Below are 24,159 nucleotides of genomic sequence, written 5' to 3' on the forward strand. Positions count from 1 at the left end.
AGAAGGCTACACAGGTGTTGATATCTGTGTAGCCGGAATAATTAATTGCCAAAGAATTGTTGACCGAATTTCTCTCTGAAACTTTCGTCGCCTAATTGCAACCGTTCAGCATATATAGCCTTTGCATCATCACCAGCTACATACCTCAGTTTGCTTTTGCCATCTGTAGCGGCTTCATATACCACCTCCGCAATCTGTGCTGCAGACGATGCATATTGCATCATAGATTGGAATCCTGCCATCATCGATTGTACCATATGTTCGTACGCCGGACTTGTTGACAGATCCAGAGAGCGACCTGCAAAGTCTGTTTCAATTCCACCGGGAGATACCGTTTTGATGTTTATGCCGAAAGGATTTAGCTCATAAGCCAGACTTTCACTCCATCCTTCCAATGCCCATTTGGTAGCGTGGTAGGTGGAACCTAAAGGGAAAGCCACCAGCCCGCCGATAGAAGTGGTGCTAATGAACAGTCCGCTTTTCTTTTCCCTGAAATAAGGAACAAAAGCCTGTGTAACACGGATTACGCCCAATAAATTCGTATTAAGCTGCCTGGTGATTTGATCATCGGTAAGAGCCTCCAGCGGTCCTATCAAGCCATAACCTGCATTGTTAAATACCACATCAACGCCCTGTGCTATAGCAGCATGTGTAGTAGTTTGAATTTGAGCGGGATTAGTAACGTCCAGGGGTAGCAACGTGACATTGCTTAATCCCGATAATTCTGTTTCTTTCTCCGGATTACGCATAGTGGCAATGACATGCCAGCCCTTACTTTGAAACAATTTGGCAGCTGCCTTTCCTAAACCTGTTGATGCACCAGTGATAAATATTGTCTTTTGCATTTTTGTCGTTTTAAGTTGATAACACAAAATTGCAGCAGGCGAAAAACTGCCACGTAACCAAATTGAGTTTGATTGTAGTCAAAATGACCTTATTCCCCTTTTTTATTGATTATCAGTTGTTTGTTTTTTGGGGCCTTCGGCTTTTACGCGGCGTAGACCGTTGTACCACTAACTATCTGAGAGAATTATTTGTACATACTACTTATTTATTATTATCTTAGTGTCTAAGATATTTATCAAATAAGATATAAAATGGACAATGATATACTTGCACATATAAGAAAGTTGAGTCAGCACTATGCTTACAGCTCTCTGCAGATGCATGAATCCATCGGTCGGAAAGCCGGTCTTTCAGGTACAGATCATAAATACCTGGGTTTTCTGATACAAAAAGGCCAAATGACGGCAGGAGAACTATCAAGTTTGACAGGTCTGACTACCGGGGCTGTTACAGGGCTGATAGATCGGTTTGAAAAGAAGAAGTTAGTAAAAAGGCGATTTGCTGAGGACGACAGGCGAAAAGTGATCATTGAGCCTAACACTAAAAATATAATGGCACTGTTGGAACCGCTTTACAGAGAGTTCCGAAGTGAGTCGGAAAAACTTATTGCTTCATTCTCTAGCAAGGATCTGAAAGTAATAGAGACCTATTTTATGAGAGCTATTGAAATAATGAATGAGACTACTAATAAACTCAATGATAAATAATTGCATTAACACGAAAATATAGAATATGATCACTACGCATTCATTTGTATTAGGTTTCCGGGAGACGGACAAAAGCCAGGTTGAAAAGGTTGGAGGTAAAGGCGCTAATCTCGGGGAATTGACAAAGATCGAAGGAATACGAGTGCCGGATGGGTTTTGTGTAACTACAGACGTTTTCAAAAAGGTCATAGCAGACGCATCGCGGATCAAAGTGTTGTTAGATAACTTGTCTTCGATGAGGGCAGGAGACAGAGCAGGGATCAGTAAACTAGGTAACGAGATCCGTACGGAGATAATGTCTGTAAGTATTCCACGGGATATGGAAGAAGAGATCAGCCGTTTTCTATCAAGACTTAATGAAAAAAATGCTTATGCAGTCCGATCCAGTGCAACTGCAGAAGATTTACCTACTGCATCCTTTGCAGGACAACATGATACCTATTTGAATATTATAGGTAAAGAGGCAGTGCTGAAGCATATTCGTAAGTGTTGGGCATCGTTATTTACTGACAGAGCAATCACGTATCGTATGCAACAAGGATTTGATCATCATAAAGCCTATTTGTCCGTAATAGTGCAGCAAATGGTCTTCCCCCAGGTGGCTGGGATTTTGTTTACAGCTGATCCGCTCTCTTCCAACAGAAAAGTATCATCCATTGATGCTAGTTTTGGTCTAGGCGAGGTACTGGTCTCCGGGTTAGTAAACCCGGATAATTATAAAGTACGTGACGGGCGGATCATAGATAGTAGTGTAGCCGCTAAAAAGAGAGCAGTTTATGCGTTGGAAGATGGTGGCACTGAAGAACAGGAGATCGTTGCGGATCAACAGAACAAACCGGCATTGACAGATAGCCAGGTTTTGGAACTTGAAGGTATGGGCAGGAAGATAGAAGCCCATTTCGGCTATCCACAGGATATAGAATGGTGCCTGATGGATGATACATTTTATATTGTGCAGAGCCGCCCGATCACAACGTTATTTCCGATTCCCGAAGCAAATGATGAAGACATGCATGTTTATATCTCTGTTGGTCATCAGCAAATGATGACGGATGCAATGAAACCATTGGGACTTTCCTTTTTCCAGTTAGCAGTAAACAGGCCGTTTTTCAATGCCGGTGCACGACTATTTGTAGACGTGGCAGCTGATCTGATCTCGCCAACGGGAAGGAATACGCTGATAAATGTATTGGGTAAATCTGATCCTTTAATAAGAGATGCGTTAACAAACATCATTGGGCGAAAGGGTTTCCTGAACTTGTTACCGGATGAGGAAGCTGAAACCGATACTAATAATAGCAGAAAGATAGCATCACCTGCTGGTTTTCGTACCCAAGTTGATGGAGATACTGCAATTGTAGAGGAATTGATTAGAAGCAGTGAGAAGAGTGTGGAGGCTTTGAAGCAGAACATCCGGGATAAATCAGGACCAGAACTATTTGAGTTCTTGCTGGAAGATATCCGTCTGCTAAAACAGCGGTTGTTCGATCCAAAGAGCTTTGGAGTGATTATGGCCCCTATGGATGCTGCTACCTGGATCAATGAAAAGATGCAGGAATGGCTGGGAGAGAAGAATGCCGCCGACATCCTCTCCCAGTCCTTGTCCAATAATGTCACTTCGGAAATGGGGCTGGCGCTATTGGACGTAGCTGATTTGATCCGTCCATATCCTGAGATAATTAATTTTTTACAACAGACGAAGAGCGACAACTTTCTGGAAGAATTGATGGTATTTAATGGCGGACAAAAAGTCCGGAGTGCCATAGAGGATTATCTCAGCAAGTATGGTATGCGATGTGCGGGAGAGATAGATATTACCAGGACACGTTGGAGCGAAAGGCCGCTTACCCTAGTTCCTGTCATCTTAAGTAATATCAAGAATATCGAGCCTGGTGCCAGCCAGCAGCGATTTGAAAAAGGCAAACAAGAAGCTATAAATAAAGAACAGGAATTACTAGAGCGGTTAAGGAAATTACCAGATGGTGAACAAAAAGCCAATGAAACCAGGGAAATGATCCGTGTGATCCGTAATCTGGGTGGCTATCGCGAATACCCGAAATACAATATCGTCAGCACATATTTTATATACAAGCAGGCATTGCTGAAAGAAGGTGAACGACTTGTGCAAGCTAATATAATCGCTGACAAAGAAGACATTTACTTTCTTTCCTTTCATGAGTTGCAAGAAGTAGTACGTACACATCAACTGGATGATCAGCTGATTGCCAGGCGGAAGGATGAGTATAAGTCATATGAAAAATTGACCCCCCCCCGTGTTATGACCTCTGAAGGTGAGATTATCAGAGGAAAGTATAAGCGGGAGCATTTACCTGCAAACGCTATTATAGGACTTCCGGTTTCTTCAGGTATCATAGAGGGACGGGCGCGTGTCATCTCCAGCATGGAGGACGCCGATATTGAACAGGGAGATATATTAGTGACTGCCTTTACCGATCCCAGCTGGACACCCTTGTTTGTATCAATAAAAGGACTTGTTACTGAAGTCGGAGGATTGATGACCCATGGAGCAGTAATTGCCCGTGAATATGGCTTGCCCGCGGTGGTAGGCGTGGAAAGTGCTACCAGTCTGATAAAAGATGGCCAGCAGATACGACTCAACGGAACAGATGGATATATTGAAATATTGTAGCCATATATCCATGCCGATAATATCCTTTTCACTAAAAGCGTCATAATGGTGTTGAGCCTTACCTTATTGAGTTTATACAATAACAATCAGACATTAACACTACAGAAAATATAAAAATAAGTACATCCAAATTTGGAAAATCGGTGAGGAATTGTACATTTGCGCCGGAGAGATGGCAGAGCGGTCGATTGCGGCGGTCTTGAAAACCGTTGACTGTTAAAGGTCCGGGGGTTCGAATCCCTCTCTCTCCGCTGAAAGGGATGATTGAAAAGTCATCCTTTTTTTTTCATATGCGTGGTCCTGAAATAAGTTGACACCAAATCAAGAATTACTTCTGGCATGCATTCGCCTTATTTCTGCTCACAATTATTACCTTTCTGATCAGGTTATATCTTTATCGCAACGTTTTTACTCTTTTCGGTTATCCCGAGCATAAACCATATGGTCTATGGCAACTGTATTACATGAACTTATGGTGGTGGTTTCAGTTCTCTCTTATGGGGACCGGATATTGGTACGCCAAAGAAGCAATCAAAAACGAGAAAGAGAAGGCCCTGTTGGAGCGGCAGAAGGCCAAAGTGGAGTACGACTATTTAAAGGCCCAGATCAATCCACATTTTTTCTATAATGCCTTGAACTTCCTTTATTCCAAGTCACTGACTGTTTCTGAAGAATTGTCCAACGGCATTCTTACCCTTGCCGAGGTGATGCGGTACAGCGTGGACAATTCCGAAGACCTGGACGGTAATATCCTGGTGGCCGATGAAGTGCAGCAGATCGAAAGGGTTATTGAAATTAACTGGCTGAGATACGACGATCTGAGTCTTGACTTTAACGTGCATGGCGATATTACCAGTAAGGAGCATCCGGTATTAATTGAACTGAATTACCAAGCCGAAGCCAAGAGATTGTCATTTAAAGTCAGCAATAAAAAGAGTAAAAACCTAAAAGCAAGATCCTACGGTATAGGTATGGATAATATCCGAAAGAGACTTGCCATGAGCTATAAAGATGGCTATAACCTGCATGCAGAGCAGGACGATAAGCTGTATTCTGTAACCCTAAGTATCCATAATTAATGATTGAGTGTTTAATAGTTGATGACGAGCAGTCGGCCATTGAGGTGCTTAAACACCATATAAGCAAGGTTTCGTACCTCAACCTGGTAGCAACAACACGAAGTGCGCTGGAGGCTATCGATATTCTTTCCACTCATAAAATTGATCTGATCTTTGTAGATATCAATATGCCAGAAATGTCCGGTATCGACCTGATCAAATCCCTGGAGGTACGCTACCAGATCATCATAACTACTGCTCACCCGTAATATGCGCTGGAAGGATATGAGCTTGATATAACGGACTATCTGCTCAAACCCGTTTCGCTACCCCGCTTCGTCAAGGCAGTTCAGAAGGCTTCCGGGAATATTGCGGCTCATGCAGTCCGGCAAATCAGCGACATGGACGTTCACGACGATCATGTTTACGTGCGTGCAGAAACCAAAGGGAAGCTGATTAAGATCATGTTCTCCGAGATCGACTTTATTGAAAGCGTCAAGAACTATATCGCTATTCACCGAAGCGGTGAGAAGATATTGGTACTGATGGGCCTTAAAGCAATGGAAGCGCGTCTGCCGTTTCCCAAATTCCTGCGGGTGCACCGTTCCTATATCGTCAATACCGAAAAGATAAAAGCGGTTACTTCCGGGCACCTGTCGCTCAGGGTCCAGGAACTGAACATTCCTTTCGGGGATTCCTACAAAGAGTTCTTTTTGCAGGTTATCAAAGACAAATTATTGTAGCAGGCGCATTTCCGTATAGTTAATCCGCCTCTTCGTGTAGTTTGTATGAAAAGTATTTTTTTCTGATCTAGCTTTGAATTCAGAGCGATAGCAAGCCTATGCAAAAAAAACATTTTGCCTTTTTCATTCATAGAAATTGTATGGTGAAAAATGAAGTGTTGGGAGGCCTTATTCTTCAGTTTTGTATTCTAGAATATCAGCAGGCTGGCAGTCCAGTACCTTACAAATAGCTTCCAGGGTACTGAATCTTATAGCCTTTGCTTTACCGGTTTTGAGTATGGACAGATTGGACAATGTCAGGCCGACTTTTTCAGAGAGCTCATTTAAAGACATTTTCCTTTTTGCCATCATCACATCAAGATTAACTACGATCGGCATACTTATACAGTTAATTCATTTTCTGTTTGCATTTCTATCCCTCTCTTAAATACCTGGGCAATTACGAAAAGAATAACACTCATAAATAGCCATACATCAGCTCCCCCTAAACGCAGGTATTGTGTATCGGGCATTTTTACGCCCTGTGTTATCAACCATTCGGCGTACTCTACGCCATACCAGGAGAATAAACCGATCGCCAGGGCTGCGTATGAAAGCTTAAGTATATAGCGCCTGATTGTATGACTGAAAGGTTGAGAAAGATTAACGTGTTTATTATGTAACATCGTTATAATCACATAAAACAAATAGGCTCTCATTACCCCTACAATGGACATAATCAACATTTCTGTAAAAAAGTAACTCCTGTCATATTTAAAGAGAGCAGATAGGTCGACTTGTTGCCAGAGACGGTTTACAATACCCGGCTTCACCAGCGCAAAAAAAGCATTGGTAATAAAAGCGCCAGCCTCAATACATACACCAATGAAAATGATCCATGCAAGGACGGACAATACCTTCAACATCAGTTGAGTGTTAGTTTGCATAACTGTTCAGTTTTTGAATAACATAGCGAAGGTAAATATATTTATTGAAAAACAATAAAAATTAATTGATTTGTGTGTATATTTTCCTGAATAGGGATAATAGAGACCGCTACCTGAACTCTCGCGTCGAAAGTTTTCCCAAATGCTTTAGAGTAGTATTCAATGTTTCCGACCAGGGTAATCCGATACACAGCCGCATACAGTTATGGAATTGGTCCTGAAGGCTAAACATTCGCCCGGGTGCTATACTGATACCCTGTTTTATAGCCAGGTCATATAGCTTGGCGGTATTAACGTCTTTATCAAATTCGACCCATAGGGCAAGTCCACCTTGTGGGCGGCTGGTTTTTGTACCTTCAGGGAAATACTCGGCGATAGTACGGATATAATTTTGACAATTGTTGTCTAAAGTTCGCCTGAACTGACGGAGATGGCTTTCATACTTACCCGTTTTCAGAAAATTGGCAACAGCCTCTTGTACAAGGGTAGTAGAAGAGATAACATGCACCAGCTTCAACTTCATGATTTTGTCTTTGAATTTTCCCGGAGCTATCCAACCTACCCGGTAACCTGGAGCAAGTGTTTTTGATACAGAGCTGCACCATATCACATTACCGCTTCGATCATATGATTTGCAACATTTCGGCCTTTTCGATCCAAAAAACAGGTCTCCATATACGTCGTCTTCAATAAGCGGTATATTATGCTTCTCCAGTAGTGTCACTATCTCCCTTTTATTTTCATCAGGCATACAACTACCTAGTGGAGTATTGAAATTGGGAACAAGCAGGCAGAGATCAATTTTTGAAATTACATGCTTCAGGTCCGCTATTTCAATACCTGTAACCGGATGGGTCGGTAACTCCAGTACTTTCAATCCCAGACTCACAGCCAGTTGCAATATGCCGGGATAACAGGGGCTTTCCATCGCAAGCGTATCGCCAGGTTTGCTGAGCGCCATCAGGCAGAAGGAGAGTGCTTCCATCCCCCCGGCCGTGGTGATCAGATCATTTTCATGTAAGCTACCACCCCACTCCACAGATCGGAGAGCCACCATTCGGCGTAATTGCAGGTTGCCCTGTACGGATTCATACTCAATACCACCGGTTTGTAGTACCTGATTGGCACGGATAATTTCTTTTTTCAATTTTGCCAGCGGTAGCAGATCACCTGAAGGGCCTGCGATGGAAAGAAGTGTGAGATCATTTCTTCCCATATTAGCGTATACTTTACTGACGAGCTCATTGGGTTCTTCTTCTGCTGCTAATACAGATGGGCGACTGGTCTCCGGAAGAGGTAATTCCCGGAAACTACGCTGACTAACGAAATAACCCGATTGAGGTCTTGCATCGATTAGCGATTGCGCCTCCAGTTCCAGGAAGACTCTTTTGGCAGTATTCATCCCTACGTTATGCTGCTGACAGAGTAACCTGACGGACGGTAGCCTGTCTCCTGGTTTTAATACGCCACTCCGGATCTGTCCTGCGATCCCTTCTGCTATTTCATTATAAAGAAAATCCCTGTTCATAGTTGTAAATATAAACTGTGTCCATTTAAATATCAAAAACTGGGACTGTGTTTATTGTGCCTGACTGTCTACTTTTGCATTAGGGTCGATTGAACTTCATTTATTAGAACTGTCGCTTATCATGAACAATACATTATTAGCTAAACCAATACAGTATAAGACCAGTGGTTGGATAAACGGATTCATTGGCGTACTCCTTTTCAGTGGTTCAATGCCGGCTACAAAAGCTGCTGTCCGGGAGTTGTCTCCTGATTTTGTAACTGTAACCAGGGCTGGTATTGCGGGGCTACTGGCGCTTGGAGTACTTCTTATTTTTAAGGAAAAACGCCCGGAAAAGTCGCAACTCTTTTCACTAGGAGTCGTAGCTGCCGGATGTGTGATAGGTTTTCCGTTGTTAAGCGCGTTGGCCTTACAGCATATGACATCTGCTCATTCTTTGGTATTTATGGGAATGCTTCCACTCGCTACTGCTGTTTTTGCTGTACTCCGGGGCGGAGAACGCCCGCATCCTGCCTTTTGGTGCTTTTCAATACTGGGTAGTTTGCTGGTAGTTGGGTTTGCCGTCGCACAGGGACTTTCTGCCTCTCCGACGGGCGATATATTAATGCTCTTGTCAATTGTATTATGTGGATTAGGATATGCGGAAGGGGCAGCACTTTCCCGGACACTTGGAGGCTGGCAGGTCATCTCATGGGCACTGGTACTTTCCCTTCCATTGATGCTCCCACTGGTGTTTTTTTTAATGCCACCATCTTTTGCAGGGATCAGTTTTGCCGCCTGGGCAGGACTTGGCTACGTTTCACTTTTCAGCATGCTGATAGGTTTTGTTTTCTGGTATCGTGGACTGGCGCAAGGAGGTATTGCAGCCGTGGGGCAGTTACAATTATTACAGCCATTCTTCGGATTGGCCTTGGCTGCTACTTTGCTTCATGAGCAGATAAGTCCTGGTATGTTGGTAACTACTGTTTGTGTTATCTTTTGTGTAGCCGGGTCCCGGAGGTTTGCGAGGAGGTAATAAGCAGGGGGAAAATTAGTTGATTTGAACCAGGAGTAAACACAAAGTAGTAGCATGCAATGAATTTCAATACGACATAATACTGTGGCATTTGGGGCCTCATAGAGCAACGGGAAATCTCAATTGTAGGTTTTCTTATTATATTTAGCTGGACTAGTGGCCTAATATAAAATTAAAGCATGAAAAAGAGACTAGCCATGCAGGAGTATTTGCCTGCCGCGTACAAAGTCATGATCGAGTTAGATAGTATTATCAAAAAAAGAATTTCCCTTTTACATCTGGGACGGGTTAAAAAAGAGCTGCTCAGCTAAATGGTTGTGCTTACTGTATTAGCATGACCGGGCTTTGGCATTATTTGGAAAGGAGAAGCTGGCTTATATAATTATGGCGATAGTTAATATCAATGCACGTAGCGTAGGAGTGAGACTGAATAGGCACGCTGATTAATAATAAATTCCTTTTGTGATGAAAATGTGTAGCAACAAAGTAGCGCGGAAACCGAATACTGCGAAGAGGTGATTTTAGCATTTTGTACTAACCTTGAGAAGGAAACATATATGGATTAGGTATTGGAGATGATCAGGGAAGATAACTTTCAATTAGTTTATATTCCGCATGAGAATAATACAAAGACTATTGTATTGATGGGGTACAGAAGTATCAAATGTTGCGTACCGCGAAAGATTTTTTATATCATTTGTAAACTGAATTAGCTGTCAAATGAAGTTCCTAAGCAAGATGGTTCTGAGCTGGTGTTTTGATGTTTTCAGTATCTTTTGTCAAAGAACTGACTTGGCAAAGTAGCCTTTAAAAGGTTCAAACGTATTTCATGCGTATGGTTTTCTATAAAGAGAGCTATACGCATGTTTTTTTGAAGAGGCTCTTTGCTACAATATGCCAGAAAATACATCGATAATATGCCCGGTTGAAAATAAATCAGATAATACTTTTGTATTAACGCACTCTGTAAAAGAAATAGTTTTTTAGAATTATGATTATTTATGCTGATTGGTTGGTATGTCCTTTCTAGTTCAATGACTATTAAGAACAGTACTAAACATACCGAATACATTAATAAAATTTGTCCTTATGCTAGAAAACTATTTTAGAGACGGGGTTTTGCCAAACAAGGTATTATATGAGAGGTTCCTCCAAATGGTAAGCGAGTTAGGCAATTGCCTGACGAATGATAAGTATTCAGTTTGTGAGACATGGTTGCCTTTGGTAGCGGTAAATAATAACATGAATATTAGAGAGAAGAGATCGGTGGTTTGTTGGGCAAAACAGAATTCAAGTTAAACGAATGAAATTAGAAGTAAGTTAACTTCATGTTAATAGAAAAATATTACACTACTAATTAAACAACATCAAAAGTGTAGGGGTTAAATAATGGTGGGGACGTGACGTACCATATCCAATCCAAGATCTAAATAAGATAAGACTGTCATACTGAAAATATTCGTCGACTGACTTTTTGAATAGCTGGAATGTAGAGGTGATTTTTCCAATCTTTTGTGCTCCTTTTTACCTTAAGAAGGTATCTGAGATAATATAAAGACCAAATAGTTGGAAAGGTGTTTATTCATGACCGATTAAGGGCAAACTGATTATTTGATAAGGTGTAATTGTGTCATGTATAATTGAATGTTCAATGATAACGTATAACTATGCCAGGAGTAAAGTGAGCACGCGTGTAATAATTAAGGATTAAGTTAATAAAACGGCTCCAAGATATGAATCCTGATGAATTGAAAACACTTTTACGGAAATATGAAAAGGGAAGGTGCACAGCAGACGAACATGACATTGTAGATGGACTATTGGATAATATGTCGGATAAGGCGGGGCAGGAAATAATTGATTGGCGTCTATGGAAAAGAGTTAATCCGGGAAGGAAAGAAAGGATTTATTTGGTAATTGTTACCACTATAATTGGATTAATAGGCATTGCTGTGGCCATAAGCTATTTCCGTTATCGCCCTATGATCAATCGTAAGATAGCTGCATATAGTACTGTTCCTGGCAGGAAAGCTGTATTGTTGAAATTGCCGGGAGGACGGACTGTTAACTTAAGTGCTATTAATATGGGAGATTATATAGAAGATGAAGGAGTAATGGTCTGTAAAAATGGGAATGGACAGATAGCTTATGCATATAAGGGAAATACAACCGATAGGGTTCGAATGCATCGGATCGTTATTCCCAATGGTGGCAGGTTCAACGTGTTACTTCCTGATGGAACCTCAGTAATGATCAATTCTGGTAGTACGATTACTTATCCGACACATTTTACCGGTCCGGAAAGAAGAGTGGATCTTGTAGGAGAGGCATATTTCGAAGTTGCTAAAGATGCGCTACATCCTTTTGTAATCACTTCAAATGGTCAACAGGTAAAGGTATTGGGCACGGAATTTAACATACATGCCTATCCCGAAGCAGCTATGGTAACGACGCTAGTAAAAGGTAGCATTGAATTATACACGAAGGGTGATAAGCCCAAACGCCTGAAGCCTGGTGAAGAGTCAGTCCTTTATGGAGCCCTGTTTGCTGTTCGAAAGGCTAATGTACGATCAGCTATTGCATGGAAAGAAGGAGAATTCCTTTTTCAGAGTGCCAGATTATCTGATATTTTACCTCAATTGGAACATTGGTACGATGTTGAATTCGTATATGACGACCTACCTGATGATAATTTTACATTGGCCACTGAGAGAAGTGCGCCGTTGTCAAAGATATTAAGCCTGTTGGAATACTCTAGCGAAAAGCAATTGAAGTTTACCATGGAAGGGCGGAAGATAATAATCAAATAAATCATTCTTTACCTGGCTAGAATCTCAGTATCTGTAGATATAGATACAGGCATTTCGTTGCCCAGGTGTAAACTTATACGCATATGAATAACCATGTTCATAGGAAGGGAGGCCATAGGCCTAACCTAACTGGAGGCTATTGCCTGGAAATAAATAGGCTAATATTCGGTCTGGCAATCAATTTTTTTATCCTGCTGTGCATGGTTAGTAACTCCCAGGTAATTGGAGCGGTTCGATTGGAGGAAGTTACACTGAATGTAAAAAATGAGCCGCTGGAGTCAGTCATGCTCATGATCCGGAAGCAAACTGGCTATTCCGTTGTCTTTTCGGATAGTAGGATACAGACAGCGAAACCTCTTACGGTGAATATATATAAGAAGCCATTAGAGGTAGCGCTTGATATTATTTTCAAAGATCAGCCTTTGTCTTATTTGATTAGAGAAAAGTCCATTATTGTGCTTCCTAAAGCGGAGGAGCCTGTGGGCAAAAAAAAAACTGAGCAGCCGATTAAAGATTCTTCAGTGAAAGTATCCGAGAATTTGACGGGTAGTGTAGTCGATAGTACTGGTATGGGACTGCCGGGTGTGACTGTGGTAGTAAAAGGAACCACAAAATCTACTTATACAGACCAGTATGGTAAGTTCGTGTTGCATAACACGCCCAGTGACGTAACACTTATGTTTAGTTTGATCGGATTTGCGGCTAAGGAAGTATCTGCAAATGGTAAAAGTAATTTGAGAATAACGCTATCAACAGTTGCTTCCAAACTTGACGAAGTCGTGATAAAGGGCTATTATACTACCACGCGAGAGTTTAATACAGGAAACATCGGTAGTATAAAAGCCACCGATATTATGAAGTCCCCAGTTAGTGATCCATTAATGGCGCTACAAGGAAGGATTGCCGGAATGTATATTGAACAGTCAAGTGGAGTCCCTGGTAGTAGTTTGCGCGTACAGATTCGTGGAAGAAGTAGTCTGAGAAGTCTTAACGAACCATTATATATCATAGATGGTGTGCCATTCACATCGACGAGTATGAGTATAAATGCAAGTAGAAATGATAGGGCTGGAGGAGGGCTTAGTCCCATGAACAGTTTAAATCCAAATGACATCGAAAGAATTGATATTTTAAAAGATGCTGATGCAACAGCTATTTATGGCAGTAGAGGTGCAAATGGAGTTGTATTGATAACTACAAAAAAGGGGAAGGCAGGAAAGGGGGAGTTGGCTTTGAATTATTATACCGGTGTTTCAAAAGTAAATCGTCAACTAAAGTTGATGCATACAAACGAGTATCTGATGATGCGCAGAGAAGCTTTTCGCAATGATAAGCTGATGCCGGGTTTATCAGATTATGATGTGAATGGAACTTGGGACACTACACGATATACAAATTTTCAAAAGGAATTATTTGGCAAAAGTGCAGTAACACATGATGCACAGATTTCATATTCAGGAGGAAACCCGTTGACCCAATTCACAATGGGAATGGGATATCATCAAGATGGATTTGTTTTTCCCGGGGATTTTTACGACAAGAGATTGAGTGTCCATACTGGAATTAGTCACAATTCGTCAGATCAAAGATTTAACCTGAATTTTAATACATCATATATAGTTAATAACAATTTATCCCCTACTCAAGATATAAGTGTATATAGCTTTTTGCCACCTAATATGCCCGCTTGGCTGGATAATAGTGGAAATGTTACTTGGGAAAATAATCTTCTAATAAATCCATATGCCATAATGAGAAATACTGCAAAAGCGAAAACCAATAATTTGCTTGCTAATCTCAGAATGGGGTATAAAATACTTCCTGGTCTTACACTTCAGGGAAGTATAGGTTATAATTTAATGGGTACGGACCAGCAAAATAAATATCCGTTTAGTGCTATTAGACAACCTAATCTTTTTAGTCAACGTGTTGTAACATTTACAAACAATCAGTTGGCTTCTTGGATAATCGAACCACAGCTTAATTATAATCGAAGTATAGGTACTGGTATGCTAGATGTACTTATTGGTTTTTCTTATCAACAGAATGAACAAGAGGGGCGAGCATTCACGGCGACTGGTTTTGCAAGCGATGATTTAATGGATAATCCTGGATCAGCAACCTCTACGCAGCAGAATTTTTATCAGCACTCTTTGTATCGGTATATAGGTTTATATAGTAGAATAGGCTATACTCTGAACGAAAAGTACATAATTAATTTAACTGCCAGACGAGACGGGAGTTCGCGTTTTGGTCCAGGAAAGCAATTCGGAACATTTGGTTCCGCGGGAGCGGCATGGATTTTTTCTAAAGAAAGAATGTTAAAAAGGCAACAAATACTGAGTTTTGGAAAATTGAGATTAAGCTATGGAACTAGCGGTAATGACCAGATAGGAGATTATCAATATTTTAATACATTTTTAAATGTACTCGACTATCAGGGAGTAAGCGGACTTTGGGCTGCTCGCCTAAGTAATTTTAACTATGCTTGGGAAGAGATGAAGAAGCTAGAAGGAGGTATTGAATTGGGCTTCTTGAAAGATCGATTAATGGTAAGGGGGAGCTATTATCGTAATAGAACAGCTAATCAACTAATAGGATATGCCCTTCCATCTACGACTGGATTTACCTCCGTCCAAGCTAATTTACCAGCTGTGTTACAAAACACTGGAATAGAATTAGAAATTGAAAGTATCAATGGTCGAAGTAAGGGATTAGAATGGATTAGTTCTTTAAACCTGACTATACCAAGGAATAAGTTGGTTTCATTTCCGGACTTTCTAGCATCATCTTATGCAACGAGTTTTGCATTAGATAGACCCTTGACAGGGGCATATGTATATCAATATGAAGGAATAAATCCGAAAACGGGGAAATATATTATGAAAGATATAAACGGAGATGAAATAATTAGTTACAAAGAGGATAAAAGCGTTTATCAAGTATATGGCCAGCGTTTCTATGGTGGCATGACAAATAGCCTTCGATATAAAGGCTGGTCCGTTGATATACTAATTCAATTTGTGAAGCAAGTTAAACCGATAAAAACCATTGTTAGTAACGCAGGTATTGCTAGTAATAAGCCTCTTTCTGTTTTGCAACGTTGGCAGGTTGGTGCGCAGAATAGTGATGTAGTATATAGGTCCTTTTCAACTATTAGTGATGATTTGATAACGGAAAGTACTGCAGGATATGGAGATGCTAGTTTCATTCGTCTAAAAAATGTTTCGATAAGTTATATGATATCTAATATTTGGTGTCGTAAAATGGGATTAGGTGTGGTCCGTCTATATTTTCAAGGACAGAACTTATTTACACTTGCTAAGAATAACAATATTATGCTTGATCCAGAGGTAAATGGGAATAGCCTCCCTCCGGTTGGAGTATATACTTTAGGAATTCAAGTTAAACTTTAATCAGGTAAATTATGATTATTAATAAGCAAGTAAATGTTTTACTTATACTGCCGATTGTATTTACTGTTCAATCTTGCAAAAAAATGCTAGAGATATCACCTCCTAAATCAGAGATTTCTGCCGAAACAGTTTTCAAAGATGCTTCCACGGCCACGGCAGCCTTAACTTCTATATATTACAAAATGGCAGGTAATGAGGGTACTTCAGTTGGGCTAGATTTAACAAAGATATCAGGTGTTTATTCAGACGAATTGCAAAATCAGAATTCAAATTATCGCAATTATTACCTGAATTTTATGAATGGAAATGCGATAAATCCTAGTTCGATGTGGTCAGTGCCTTTTACATATATATATGAGGCAAATATTGTACTAGAAGGAGTGCAAAAATCAGATAAACTTAATGAGAAGGTCAAAAAACAATTGTCTGGAGAGGCTCTTTTTATACGCTCATTCTGGTTTTATTATTTAATTGAATTATATGGAACTGTACCGTATATAGTTACTACTGATTATTCTGTCAATCAGAAACTGCCAGGCCTGTCCCAAAAGGAGATTTTACTTAATCTTATTACGGATTTAAAGCGAGCTGAGGAGCTAATAAGCTCCGAGTATATGAATGGAAATACTAACGGAGTAACCGTTGATAGAGTACGTCCAAACAAAGCGGCTGTGCGTGCATTGCTTGCGCGTGTATTCCTTACTGCTGGAGAGTATGTGCTTGCAGAACAATATTCTACTCAAGTTATTAATGATGTGAGATATGGGTTGGCAATGTTGGATGAAGTATTCCTTGTAAATAGTGTTGAAGCAATTTGGCAAGTGGCTATTAGTTTTGATAACTCTATTAATTATGCCACAATCGAAGGGCAATATCTGCTAATCAATCAGCCTAACCCAGATGTTTCATTGAGTCGACATCTTCTGCAGGCATTTGAAGATGGAGATCGACGTTTGAAGAGTTGGGTTGGAATATTTACAGCAGGTCCTAAAGACACATTATATTTTCCTAACAAATACAAACTAGCAATATCTAATACTCCAATTGAAAGATCAACTATTTTACGATTGGCAGAACAATATTTGATTCGATCAGAAGCACGTTGCCGCCTGGGTGAATTGGCGGGTGCTGCAGAAGATATAAGTTTAATTAGGAATAGAGCTGGTTTGGGGATATTTAAAACATCATCACAAAAATTGACATTTCAGGCAATAGTAGAGGAACGACGCCGAGAATTCTTCTGTGAATGGGGACATCGTTGGATTGATATGAAGCGTTTAGATGTTGTAGATAGTATAATGCACAAAGAAGCCACATTTAAAGGTGCGATCTGGGCTACATATAAAAAATTGTGGCCTTTACCTGAATCTGATTTAAATCGCAATCCTAATTTGAAACAAAATCCTGGATATTAAACTTAAATGGAAATGAAATATATATATACTTTATCGATATTTTTCTTATTCTTTCGTCAAGAGGCCTCATCTCAGGCGAAGAACCCTGTCAAATGGCACTCTGATATCAAACAGATCAATGAAGGGCGTTTTCTCTTGATATTAAGAGCTACCGTCGAAAATGGATGGCATATTTATGCGTCATCACAACCAGAAGGTGCAATATCGATCCCCACACACATCGAACTCGATAATAATATAGAGCGCATTGGAGTATTAAAAGAAATAGGTAAAAAAGAAGAGCAACGAATTTCCTCAGATGGTCTTCAATATTACTATAGTGGTACTGTTAATTTTGTGCAGGTTATTCGCCTTAAGGAAAAGAGTATTGAGTCTGTAAAATGTCGTGTTATCTATATGGCTTGCACAGAAGAAGAATGTTTGCCTGCTAAAGTGTATTCATTTAGCATTTCATTGAAAGAAATAGATAAAAAAAATTAAAAGATGAATTTGTTTTTTAGTAAGTGTTTGTTTTTTTTGTTTTTAATTTTCCTGTTGTTCAATTTCAATGTGGCTCATGCACAGCAAAGCACCTCTTATCCAGTTGTTGGTGAAAGAATGCCAGCATTTGAGATTGGTAATGTAGATTACTATAAAAATAGAAAAATTTATTCTGATGAACTTAAGGGAAAATTCGTTATTCTCAGTTGTTGGGTAAAAGGATGTGTTGCATGCGTGGCTGGGTTTCCAAGAATAGATAGTTTACAAAGAAAGTATAAAAACAAACTATTGATAATTCTTGTTGGAGATACCCTTAATAATATTCGTGAAGAGTACGAGCGTCATAGAAAGGCCTATGGTCTACAGTTAGCATCCGCTTATGAGCCTTCATTCCACACTGATGAATTTGCGCCTTTGTCTAAATTGAATAGTTATTGGATAAATCCTTCCGGAATTGTACAGGCAATATCAGCATCAAGAGATATTAATGAGAACAACGTAGAAGCATTTTTGGATGGCCGAGAATTCGAACATGATGATTTTAGCGTAGAAGGACTTACTATCGCACGGAGTGCCTATAATAGGCAGAAACCATTAGGTATAGGAGGTAATGGAGGTGGAAGCGATGATGTTTTTTTATACCGATCTTTTCTACAAGAGTGGAAACAAGGCATGGGAACTTATGAGCGACCCTCTTACATAAATGAAATGATGGAAATAGAGGGTGTTCCAAAGTTCGAAGGTGTAAGGGTTGTAGCATGGAATCTTTTTCATTATGCGTATTTTGGCAGGAATTCAATTCCAGATAGCTTATACCACTTTCCTATTTTTGAGAATGAGCAAGATAATTTCTATAAAAATGATAATCAGTATAATTACAGCCTAATTGTCCCAAAAGAAAAAGCGAATAAGCAGTCAATGATGCGAATAATGAAAAATGAATTAGTAAATTATTTCGGTTTTCGTATGAGAATTGAAGAACGAGAGTTACCGTGTTTTCTTTTAGTGAAAAAAGGTCCTAAAGCTGCTTTTTTGACCAATTTCGAAGATGAAATGAGAGGTCTAACAAAGGAAGAGCGTAGGAGGAAAGGGGGAAGTACTCTATTATTTGCTACTGAAATGAGGTTATGGGATATCGGACAGGGAGGGGTTAAAGTATTTGATGAGAGTGGTCTGGGCACCTTAAAGTATTTTGACTTTGGGAGTCAAATTTATACTAAGATAAACCAACTTAGAAATATTCTAAATAAATTTGACTTGGATATCATTCCTGGAGTTAGAATGCAAAAGGCAATGGTTTATTATAAGGATAAATGACTTCTTCTTTATCAATACGTCTCAGCATGTGCCCTAAAAAAGATTGTTTTAGTGAGTCGCGAATAAATTTATAGTGTTGAAGCATTTTTTTCGAATAAGTAGGTTACTTGCAAGAAGGAATATAAAAGTATAAAAAAATATACTTATGGCCGGATTATATCCTACTTAAAGAAATCTGTTTTTAGAGGCAATCCAAAGAAGATAGCTTCTTCGGATTGCCTCTAATACATTAGCTAATTAATCAGTGACCCGCACGTGGGGCTTCTTTGTCTGATTTTAATGGTTGTACCAAAACTCCCTTATTATTTAATTTGTAGAGTTGAGCTACGAACTGGGTAGCATCTTTTTTGATTCTGCAGTCAAAGGCGCCAGAAGGACAAGTTGCAGTTATTGTCGTAGAAATTTGACCTTGCTCGTTGTAGTAAAATAGTGTTTGCAGAGCTGAATTATTAGCAGCTTTAGTTGCAATAGCACCTACGGTAGCGAGTAATGCTGTACCAACAGCAAAAGTGATTCCTGAAATTTTCATAAAACTGGGTTTTAAGGTTTTTGTTAGAAAATGTATAATAGAAGTGATCACTGTATTACCTATGTAATAATTAAATACTCTTGTCGTAATCTTTAGTATTTATGTACTTTTAAATGTCGGCGTAAACTTATATTTTGAGTCTATCGTTCCCATGAGTGCCAGACCTGTGAATATTAAGTTTACAATCAGATGGTTCCTCCAACTCATTCCTGTAAAAATGCCGCCACAAGTACATGGGAGAGATGTTGCAAATATTACCAGATATATATTATATCCTGTAAATACTATCATCATAACCAGTGAGATGATAAAACCCCAGTGTCTCAGCTTTGGTGTCATTAATAGGCCAGCTACTACAATTTCAACCAATGGAAGAAGCGGCGTAAACCAACTACTGAATCGCGCAACGATGGGAGCTTTACCCATGCTTTCCGCATAATTAGGATAATCCATTAGTTTACTTACACCTACCATAATGAAAAGAAATGCGATTAAATAAGTAGCAAGAACTACTAATCTATTTTTCATAACAAACAAGATTGGGGTTTATCAAAATAAATGATGTGATGAATTATATGTCTTTATACTGAGTAATAAGTGCCGAGAATGCCAAGCGATCGGTTAGGTCTTCTATATTTTGAATCGGTTCATCGAATCGAAAGACAGTCATTAGATAGGCAACGGTCCAATTTAAACGCTCTAGCCATTTTTCTGTTCTAAAGACCAGGTAACCTTGTAGATGTACGTGGGCTAATCCAATAATACCTCTGTCAAAAGAAAGTTCGCTCAACGCTAGTTTTTCCGGAAGGCTGAAAATGACACGCTCTACTATTTGTTTATGACTTTTGTTGTTAAACTGATGAAAGGCTTTTATAAAAGTTATGGAAATACCTAAAGAACCTTCCGAGAAGCCTTTCATATCAGGGGATGGTAAGCCATTCTTCTTGGGCCATCCAGTTACATTCTCCTGGGTTATCAGGTTGTTAGAGAGATATTGCAGTCCCCTCTCAATAGTATAATGATAGTCGTATCCAAGTTGTTGATGGGCTAAAAGAATCCATAATTTGCCGGCTATTCCCTGATGTAGGCCCATCAGTATCTCCGGTTTTCCTGTTAATGGGTTTTTATTAGTCCAGTATCCTTTTGCGTGTTGATCTTTAACTATCCTATCCAGATGAGCGTTTATTGTGTAATTTAAAGTGCCGTCATGGGCGTAACCTGCCAGTAAGGCTGTTGATACACTTCTTAGGTCGAAATCACCATTTACTTCTGCTTCATTTACTGGTATTTTAAACGAGTCGATAAGTAAACATAGCGTCTGATAAGCAGGTAGAGACAACAGTGTATTATAAGGTAATTGGTTGCCGTCTGGAAGATAAGATAGCAGCTGATCAGCATACTGCTGTATGTATCTAAGTGTGCTTGAAACGGAGTTGGAAGAATCTTCCTGTGCTGGTATTGTTTGCGGAGCACGTTTCAATTGGTCGAGTATCGACAATATAGCACCTAACTCCGGCCGCATGGAACCGTTGAAATGTTGACAAGTGATTAATAGATCAATTACTCGACGATCCTGTGTCAGGAAGAAAAGCCTCTTTGCAATTTCCGCGGACTCAAGCCCATCAAACAGGCGTGGCGAAAGACCAGTGAAAAAGTGAATCAATAATCCTCCGATGCTATAAACATCCTCTTTAATCGTGGGTGGCATAATTGCTACCTGTTCCGGGGACATATACCCCTTGCTACCGCCACCATAAGGAGGATATGGAGTTGCCTTCTTCAAGTCATAACTCATCTCAAAATCCAGAATTCTTATATTACCATTCTTTTCAATCACAAAGTTCTCAGAGTTCAAGTCACGATGTACATAACCCTGCTCGTGAATGCGCTGAACACTCTGCACCACTTTAATGGCACATTCGATCAATAGCCTTCTTTCTTTTAAGGCAAGATCCTGCCAAATTCGCCCCTTTCTAATCTCTGCAATGAAGTCTTTAATCGTAGTACCTTTTACACGCTCCATTACCAGGTAACGAGTCAGCCCGTCGTCGAAAAGATCGATCACCTTCGGACCTATTTTAAGTGGGGCAAGTTGATTAAGTACGGCTGTCTGCCAGGTCAGCCGGTCGCGCATATCCCTGCCATGCTCATCTGTACTTACGCCGGCCACTGCTTGTTTCAATACACAACTCTTCGGTAATATCCCGCGCATGTATTTAGCAAGATATACATGCCCTTTAAGCGACTGACGTAAAAATGAGACCGGGTAGTATTTACCTGCGATTATTTTTTGTGCTACTGGCTTTCTTGGCGATGTAATGGCGGAAAAGGGCCAATGGGTATCAGGAGGAAAGGCATATGGCTCAAACTGTATGTTATCCATCTTTTCGCCGACAAGGTTATAAAGTGACTTAGCCTCCTCTATAACAGTCAACGGCCTTTGAAAGGGTAAATACTTCCCGAGACGCGTATATACACAGTTTTGAAGATGTATGTCTGTTGGCACTGGTATTGGCGTATATGGTGTTGTCAGGGCGACTAGTAAAGATGCTGTTTTTGCAGCGTGCGCGTCGCTATTCGTATATACAGTGAGTATCTTGCCGTATTTGATGGTGCCAAGGATCCCGAGTGTAATAGCATTGAGTATGTCTATGCTTTTGGGGATACGAAAGGCTATATGATGTGAAATTAGGTGGGGTATTAATGTATTAAGCATGTCATTCACCTGGTTTCTGCCAACTGATACATGTAATATCCACCCTGGGTTTGCAGGTCTTTCTCCAACTGAAATGTACAGGTCATCTACAACGGATACTATCTCTCTATCGGCCAGGTATTCCTGCAGGGGTTGTATTGTATAATGGGCTAACGTAAATATTTGGTCTGAACCAGTGATTACCTCCTTCATAGTAGTTGTTTGAGCAGTGGAATTCCAGTCAGGCAAACACACTCATGCCTGAGGGATCTGGTTTTCAAAGTTGGAAAGGATAATGGAAACGGTTTCACCGCTAATTCCCATCTAGGTTTCTCTCTAGTGGCAACACTCTATTTTTAGCAATACGATTTGTAGTAGTGTCTTTGCCGGTCGTAATGGTGATTTCAAGCTGTTGATGTAAAGTTAAAGGACTCTTTTGGAATTTCGTGAAACTTTCGTTTGTACAAGAGCGTGTTTTTTTTGTACGGTAACGTTAGTTTTGCTCATTTTCTATACTGTTTAACAACATCCTGGGTGCAAGTCCAAAAGCTTTTTTGAAAGCTTTATTAAAATGAGAATGGTCCAGGAAGTGCATCTGTACTACGATTTCTTTGATCTGTAGCCCTTCCATGAGTAGTTCTTTAGCATAACTCATACGCAATGACGCGTGATAAGCAGAGATGGTTGTCTGATATCGGCGTTTAAACAGCCTGTTCAGCCGATCTTGCTTTGATCCAGCTAACTTAGACAACTTTTCAAAGTTTAAGGGGAAGTTGATCTGGTCATGCAGAAAGTTCTTTACCACTTCAACAGTGTGTTCGTCATCTCGGGATAAATGTTTAGTCATGGTTTTAGCAATTTGGGGAATGCTTCCTATCGCTACACTTATAGCGTACAGGCGGATCAGAAGCAGAATAAATTAATGGATCGATAGATCTATTGCTACACACAAAGCAATAGCGTTGCGTCTGTTTAAAGATTTGTGTCCTTCATAGTTCGCATTTTACTATTGTTCAGGGCCAATCATGCTGAGAAAGAATGTATATTGATAAGCTGTATCCAGGGCTATTGGCTATGGTTGATAGCGGCTGTTAAGCGTCGCTTTCGATTGTCAAAGATATTCCTTTGAAATATATATAACAGAAATTGTAACCGTAAAAAGAGACATTTTTTAAAGTAGTCAAATCGTACTGGCAGTGCCACGGAATGTAATGGGATTCATGTTCTTGTACTTTTTGAATACACTGTTCGGCTGACATTTGTTCAGTAAATTGAACCCCTACATGGGTATCAGCAATTACATATCACTATGTAATAACCATTTTCCCTCAACAATAGTTTACAATACTACTGGTTGAATTTTTGAACTAAATACCGTGCACCTACTACTGACTAAAGCAGAAGGCCCACGAATATAAATTCGCAGGCGTTGCTTTCTTTTGCTAGTGCGCGTTTCTATACAGGAAATGTAAATTCTTTCTTTACGGAACCATATGTCGTAGGGTATAATCTCCGGAACATCAGATAGGTAACGCTTACCATAACGAATGCAATAATAGCATCTGTAGTTGCTGATATGCCTAATACGCTGAGTTTAGAGGCGAATGCGAAGATGATATCAAAAAATATCCCTGCAAAGACCCATTCTTTCAACCGTAATAATTTGTTGGGAACTAATAGTACAGCGATGCCTGTTAATTTGGCAATGCCAAGTACATAAATGAAATGAGCAGGATAGCCTAGTTGCTGGGTAATTTCCCACACTATTGGATTCGTAGTGATTTCAAAGAAGCCACTTGCGCCAAACCATAAAGAAGTAAGAATAGCTCCCGTCCAGTAAATAATTGTCGCAGTTTTTTGTGTCATGATGTTTTAGTTTTTATATCAGGTTATCGATGACCCAAAATTGCAGCAAGAGTAAAAGATTGACCAGCTCCGAATAGGTGAGGTGGACAATTTGAGCGGTGGAGAAGACAATGGAAGGGGGGAGTCAATAGGGCCCTGTTGACCAGAATTAACGAAAT

The 24,159-nt window shown here is 40.0% G+C and carries 21 protein-coding genes and 1 tRNA gene; 13 read left to right on the forward strand and 9 right to left on the reverse strand.

The genetic code is table 11. The features are described 5' to 3' along the window. Positions 1–41: 41 nt before the first annotated feature. On the reverse strand, positions 42–845 hold the full coding sequence (locus tag KTO58_RS04610) for an SDR family oxidoreductase (protein ID WP_095840522.1): 804 nt from the start codon (positions 843–845) through the stop codon (positions 42–44). Between the two features lie 252 nt (positions 846–1,097). Here KTO58_RS04610 and KTO58_RS04615 point away from each other — a divergent pair, with 252 nt between their 5' ends. From KTO58_RS04615 to KTO58_RS04640, 6 genes are all read left to right on the forward strand, one after another. Further along, positions 1,098–1,553 carry a MarR family winged helix-turn-helix transcriptional regulator gene (locus tag KTO58_RS04615; RefSeq protein WP_095840521.1) on the forward strand — a complete coding sequence of 152 codons (456 nt, stop codon included), beginning with the start codon at positions 1,098–1,100 and terminating at the stop codon, positions 1,551–1,553. 25 nt (positions 1,554–1,578) lie between these two features. Beyond that, positions 1,579–4,203 carry a phosphoenolpyruvate synthase gene (gene ppsA / locus KTO58_RS04620; protein WP_095840520.1) on the forward strand — a complete coding sequence of 875 codons (2,625 nt, stop codon included), beginning with the start codon at positions 1,579–1,581 and terminating at the stop codon, positions 4,201–4,203. Positions 4,204–4,369: 166 nt separating this feature from the next. Then, a tRNA-Ser gene (locus KTO58_RS04625) sits at positions 4,370–4,454 on the forward strand. Between the two features lie 213 nt (positions 4,455–4,667). Beyond that, complete coding sequence (locus tag KTO58_RS04630; RefSeq protein ID WP_095840519.1) at positions 4,668–5,282, forward strand: sensor histidine kinase; 615 nt, start codon at positions 4,668–4,670, stop codon at positions 5,280–5,282. After that, positions 5,282–5,530, forward strand: coding sequence for a LytR/AlgR family response regulator transcription factor (locus tag KTO58_RS04635; protein WP_095840518.1), 249 nt, complete (start codon positions 5,282–5,284; stop codon positions 5,528–5,530). The genes KTO58_RS04630 and KTO58_RS04635 overlap by 1 nt, the downstream gene beginning before the upstream one ends. Positions 5,531–5,662: 132 nt before the next feature. Continuing rightward, the gene (locus tag KTO58_RS04640; RefSeq protein ID WP_095840517.1) at positions 5,663–6,004 is read left to right on the forward strand and encodes a LytR/AlgR family response regulator transcription factor; all 342 of its coding nucleotides are present in this window, start codon (positions 5,663–5,665) and stop codon (positions 6,002–6,004) included. A gap of 168 nt (positions 6,005–6,172) precedes the next feature. Here the strand turns inward: KTO58_RS04640 and KTO58_RS04645 are convergent, their stop codons facing one another. The 3 genes from KTO58_RS04645 to KTO58_RS04655 all read right to left on the reverse strand — a co-directional run bounded on the left by KTO58_RS04645 (position 6,173) and on the right by KTO58_RS04655 (position 8,458). Next, positions 6,173–6,382, reverse strand: a complete 210-nt coding sequence (locus KTO58_RS04645; RefSeq protein ID WP_095840516.1) for a helix-turn-helix domain-containing protein — start codon at positions 6,380–6,382, stop codon at positions 6,173–6,175. A 2-nt stretch (positions 6,383–6,384) separates the two neighbouring features. After that, a complete protein-coding gene (locus KTO58_RS04650; protein WP_095840515.1) occupies positions 6,385–6,930 on the reverse strand; it encodes a DUF2975 domain-containing protein in 546 nt (181 codons plus the stop codon). 109 nt (positions 6,931–7,039) lie between these two features. Then, positions 7,040–8,458, reverse strand: a complete 1,419-nt coding sequence (locus KTO58_RS04655; RefSeq protein ID WP_095840514.1) for an aminotransferase-like domain-containing protein — start codon at positions 8,456–8,458, stop codon at positions 7,040–7,042. A 121-nt stretch (positions 8,459–8,579) separates the two neighbouring features. On the opposite strand from KTO58_RS04655, the gene KTO58_RS04660 reads away from it, so the two are divergent. The 7 genes from KTO58_RS04660 to KTO58_RS04685 all read left to right on the forward strand — a co-directional run bounded on the left by KTO58_RS04660 (position 8,580) and on the right by KTO58_RS04685 (position 18,911). Continuing rightward, positions 8,580–9,473: a DMT family transporter gene (locus KTO58_RS04660; protein WP_095840513.1), complete on the forward strand. Its 894-nt coding sequence runs from the start codon at positions 8,580–8,582 to the stop codon at positions 9,471–9,473. Between the two features lie 179 nt (positions 9,474–9,652). Further along, positions 9,653–9,784, forward strand: coding sequence for a hypothetical protein (locus KTO58_RS28755; RefSeq protein ID WP_255408029.1), 132 nt, complete (start codon positions 9,653–9,655; stop codon positions 9,782–9,784). Positions 9,785–11,206: 1,422 nt separating this feature from the next. Beyond that, positions 11,207–12,283, forward strand: a complete 1,077-nt coding sequence (locus KTO58_RS04665; RefSeq protein ID WP_095840510.1) for a FecR family protein — start codon at positions 11,207–11,209, stop codon at positions 12,281–12,283. An 83-nt stretch (positions 12,284–12,366) separates the two neighbouring features. Continuing rightward, positions 12,367–15,699 (forward strand): SusC/RagA family TonB-linked outer membrane protein, encoded by a 3,333-nt coding sequence (locus tag KTO58_RS04670; RefSeq protein WP_095840509.1) that lies wholly within the window; start codon positions 12,367–12,369, stop codon positions 15,697–15,699. Positions 15,700–15,710: 11 nt separating this feature from the next. Then, entirely contained in the window at positions 15,711–17,114 is a 1,404-nt protein-coding gene (locus tag KTO58_RS04675; protein WP_095840508.1) for a RagB/SusD family nutrient uptake outer membrane protein, read from the forward strand. Between the two features lie 12 nt (positions 17,115–17,126). Beyond that, positions 17,127–17,594: a protein-disulfide reductase DsbD domain-containing protein gene (locus KTO58_RS04680; RefSeq protein ID WP_157753185.1), complete on the forward strand. Its 468-nt coding sequence runs from the start codon at positions 17,127–17,129 to the stop codon at positions 17,592–17,594. Between the two features lie 3 nt (positions 17,595–17,597). Next, on the forward strand, positions 17,598–18,911 hold the full coding sequence (locus KTO58_RS04685; protein WP_225860057.1) for a TlpA family protein disulfide reductase: 1,314 nt from the start codon (positions 17,598–17,600) through the stop codon (positions 18,909–18,911). Between the two features lie 241 nt (positions 18,912–19,152). Here the strand turns inward: KTO58_RS04685 and KTO58_RS04690 are convergent, their stop codons facing one another. The 5 genes from KTO58_RS04690 to KTO58_RS04710 all read right to left on the reverse strand — a co-directional run bounded on the left by KTO58_RS04690 (position 19,153) and on the right by KTO58_RS04710 (position 24,001). Next, a complete protein-coding gene (locus KTO58_RS04690) occupies positions 19,153–19,440 on the reverse strand; it encodes a hypothetical protein (protein ID WP_095840505.1) in 288 nt (95 codons plus the stop codon). Positions 19,441–19,539: 99 nt separating this feature from the next. After that, complete coding sequence (locus tag KTO58_RS04695) at positions 19,540–19,968, reverse strand: MauE/DoxX family redox-associated membrane protein (RefSeq protein ID WP_095840504.1); 429 nt, start codon at positions 19,966–19,968, stop codon at positions 19,540–19,542. Positions 19,969–20,011: 43 nt separating this feature from the next. Next, positions 20,012–22,348 (reverse strand): protein kinase domain-containing protein, encoded by a 2,337-nt coding sequence (locus tag KTO58_RS04700; RefSeq protein ID WP_095840503.1) that lies wholly within the window; start codon positions 22,346–22,348, stop codon positions 20,012–20,014. 280 nt (positions 22,349–22,628) lie between these two features. Beyond that, complete coding sequence (locus KTO58_RS04705; protein WP_095840502.1) at positions 22,629–22,982, reverse strand: helix-turn-helix transcriptional regulator; 354 nt, start codon at positions 22,980–22,982, stop codon at positions 22,629–22,631. Between the two features lie 608 nt (positions 22,983–23,590). Further along, a complete protein-coding gene (locus KTO58_RS04710) occupies positions 23,591–24,001 on the reverse strand; it encodes a DoxX family protein (protein WP_095840501.1) in 411 nt (136 codons plus the stop codon). Positions 24,002–24,159 lie beyond the last annotated feature (158 nt).

The sequence above is a fragment of the Chitinophaga pendula genome, assembly GCF_020386615.1.
GTDB lineage: Bacteria > Bacteroidota > Bacteroidia > Chitinophagales > Chitinophagaceae > Chitinophaga > Chitinophaga pendula.

Excerpts from the sequence above, each read along its gene's own strand:
- KTO58_RS04660 (WP_095840513.1), top strand. The coding sequence starts at position 8,580 with ATGAACAATACATTATTAGCTAAACCAATACAGTATAAGACCAGTGGT.
- ppsA (WP_095840520.1), top strand. The coding sequence starts at position 1,579 with ATGATCACTACGCATTCATTTGTATTAGGTTTCCGGGAGACGGACAAA.
- KTO58_RS04650 (WP_095840515.1), bottom strand. The coding sequence starts at position 6,930 with ATGCAAACTAACACTCAACTGATGTTGAAGGTATTGTCCGTCCTTGCA.
- KTO58_RS04670 (WP_095840509.1), top strand. The coding sequence starts at position 12,367 with ATGAATAACCATGTTCATAGGAAGGGAGGCCATAGGCCTAACCTAACT.
- KTO58_RS04710 (WP_095840501.1), bottom strand. The coding sequence starts at position 24,001 with ATGACACAAAAAACTGCGACAATTATTTACTGGACGGGAGCTATTCTT.
- KTO58_RS04635 (WP_095840518.1), top strand. The coding sequence starts at position 5,282 with ATGATTGAGTGTTTAATAGTTGATGACGAGCAGTCGGCCATTGAGGTG.
- KTO58_RS04630 (WP_095840519.1), top strand. The coding sequence starts at position 4,668 with ATGAACTTATGGTGGTGGTTTCAGTTCTCTCTTATGGGGACCGGATAT.
- KTO58_RS04690 (WP_095840505.1), bottom strand. The coding sequence starts at position 19,440 with ATGAAAATTTCAGGAATCACTTTTGCTGTTGGTACAGCATTACTCGCT.
- KTO58_RS04615 (WP_095840521.1), top strand. The coding sequence starts at position 1,098 with ATGGACAATGATATACTTGCACATATAAGAAAGTTGAGTCAGCACTAT.
- KTO58_RS04680 (WP_157753185.1), top strand. The coding sequence starts at position 17,127 with ATGAAATATATATATACTTTATCGATATTTTTCTTATTCTTTCGTCAA.
- KTO58_RS04655 (WP_095840514.1), bottom strand. The coding sequence starts at position 8,458 with ATGAACAGGGATTTTCTTTATAATGAAATAGCAGAAGGGATCGCAGGA.
- KTO58_RS04685 (WP_225860057.1), top strand. The coding sequence starts at position 17,598 with ATGAATTTGTTTTTTAGTAAGTGTTTGTTTTTTTTGTTTTTAATTTTC.
- KTO58_RS04700 (WP_095840503.1), bottom strand. The coding sequence starts at position 22,348 with ATGAAGGAGGTAATCACTGGTTCAGACCAAATATTTACGTTAGCCCAT.
- KTO58_RS04705 (WP_095840502.1), bottom strand. The coding sequence starts at position 22,982 with ATGACTAAACATTTATCCCGAGATGACGAACACACTGTTGAAGTGGTA.
- KTO58_RS04645 (WP_095840516.1), bottom strand. The coding sequence starts at position 6,382 with ATGCCGATCGTAGTTAATCTTGATGTGATGATGGCAAAAAGGAAAATG.
- KTO58_RS28755 (WP_255408029.1), top strand. The coding sequence starts at position 9,653 with ATGAAAAAGAGACTAGCCATGCAGGAGTATTTGCCTGCCGCGTACAAA.
- KTO58_RS04675 (WP_095840508.1), top strand. The coding sequence starts at position 15,711 with ATGATTATTAATAAGCAAGTAAATGTTTTACTTATACTGCCGATTGTA.
- KTO58_RS04695 (WP_095840504.1), bottom strand. The coding sequence starts at position 19,968 with ATGAAAAATAGATTAGTAGTTCTTGCTACTTATTTAATCGCATTTCTT.
- KTO58_RS04610 (WP_095840522.1), bottom strand. The coding sequence starts at position 845 with ATGCAAAAGACAATATTTATCACTGGTGCATCAACAGGTTTAGGAAAG.
- KTO58_RS04665 (WP_095840510.1), top strand. The coding sequence starts at position 11,207 with ATGAATCCTGATGAATTGAAAACACTTTTACGGAAATATGAAAAGGGA.
- KTO58_RS04640 (WP_095840517.1), top strand. The coding sequence starts at position 5,663 with ATGGACGTTCACGACGATCATGTTTACGTGCGTGCAGAAACCAAAGGG.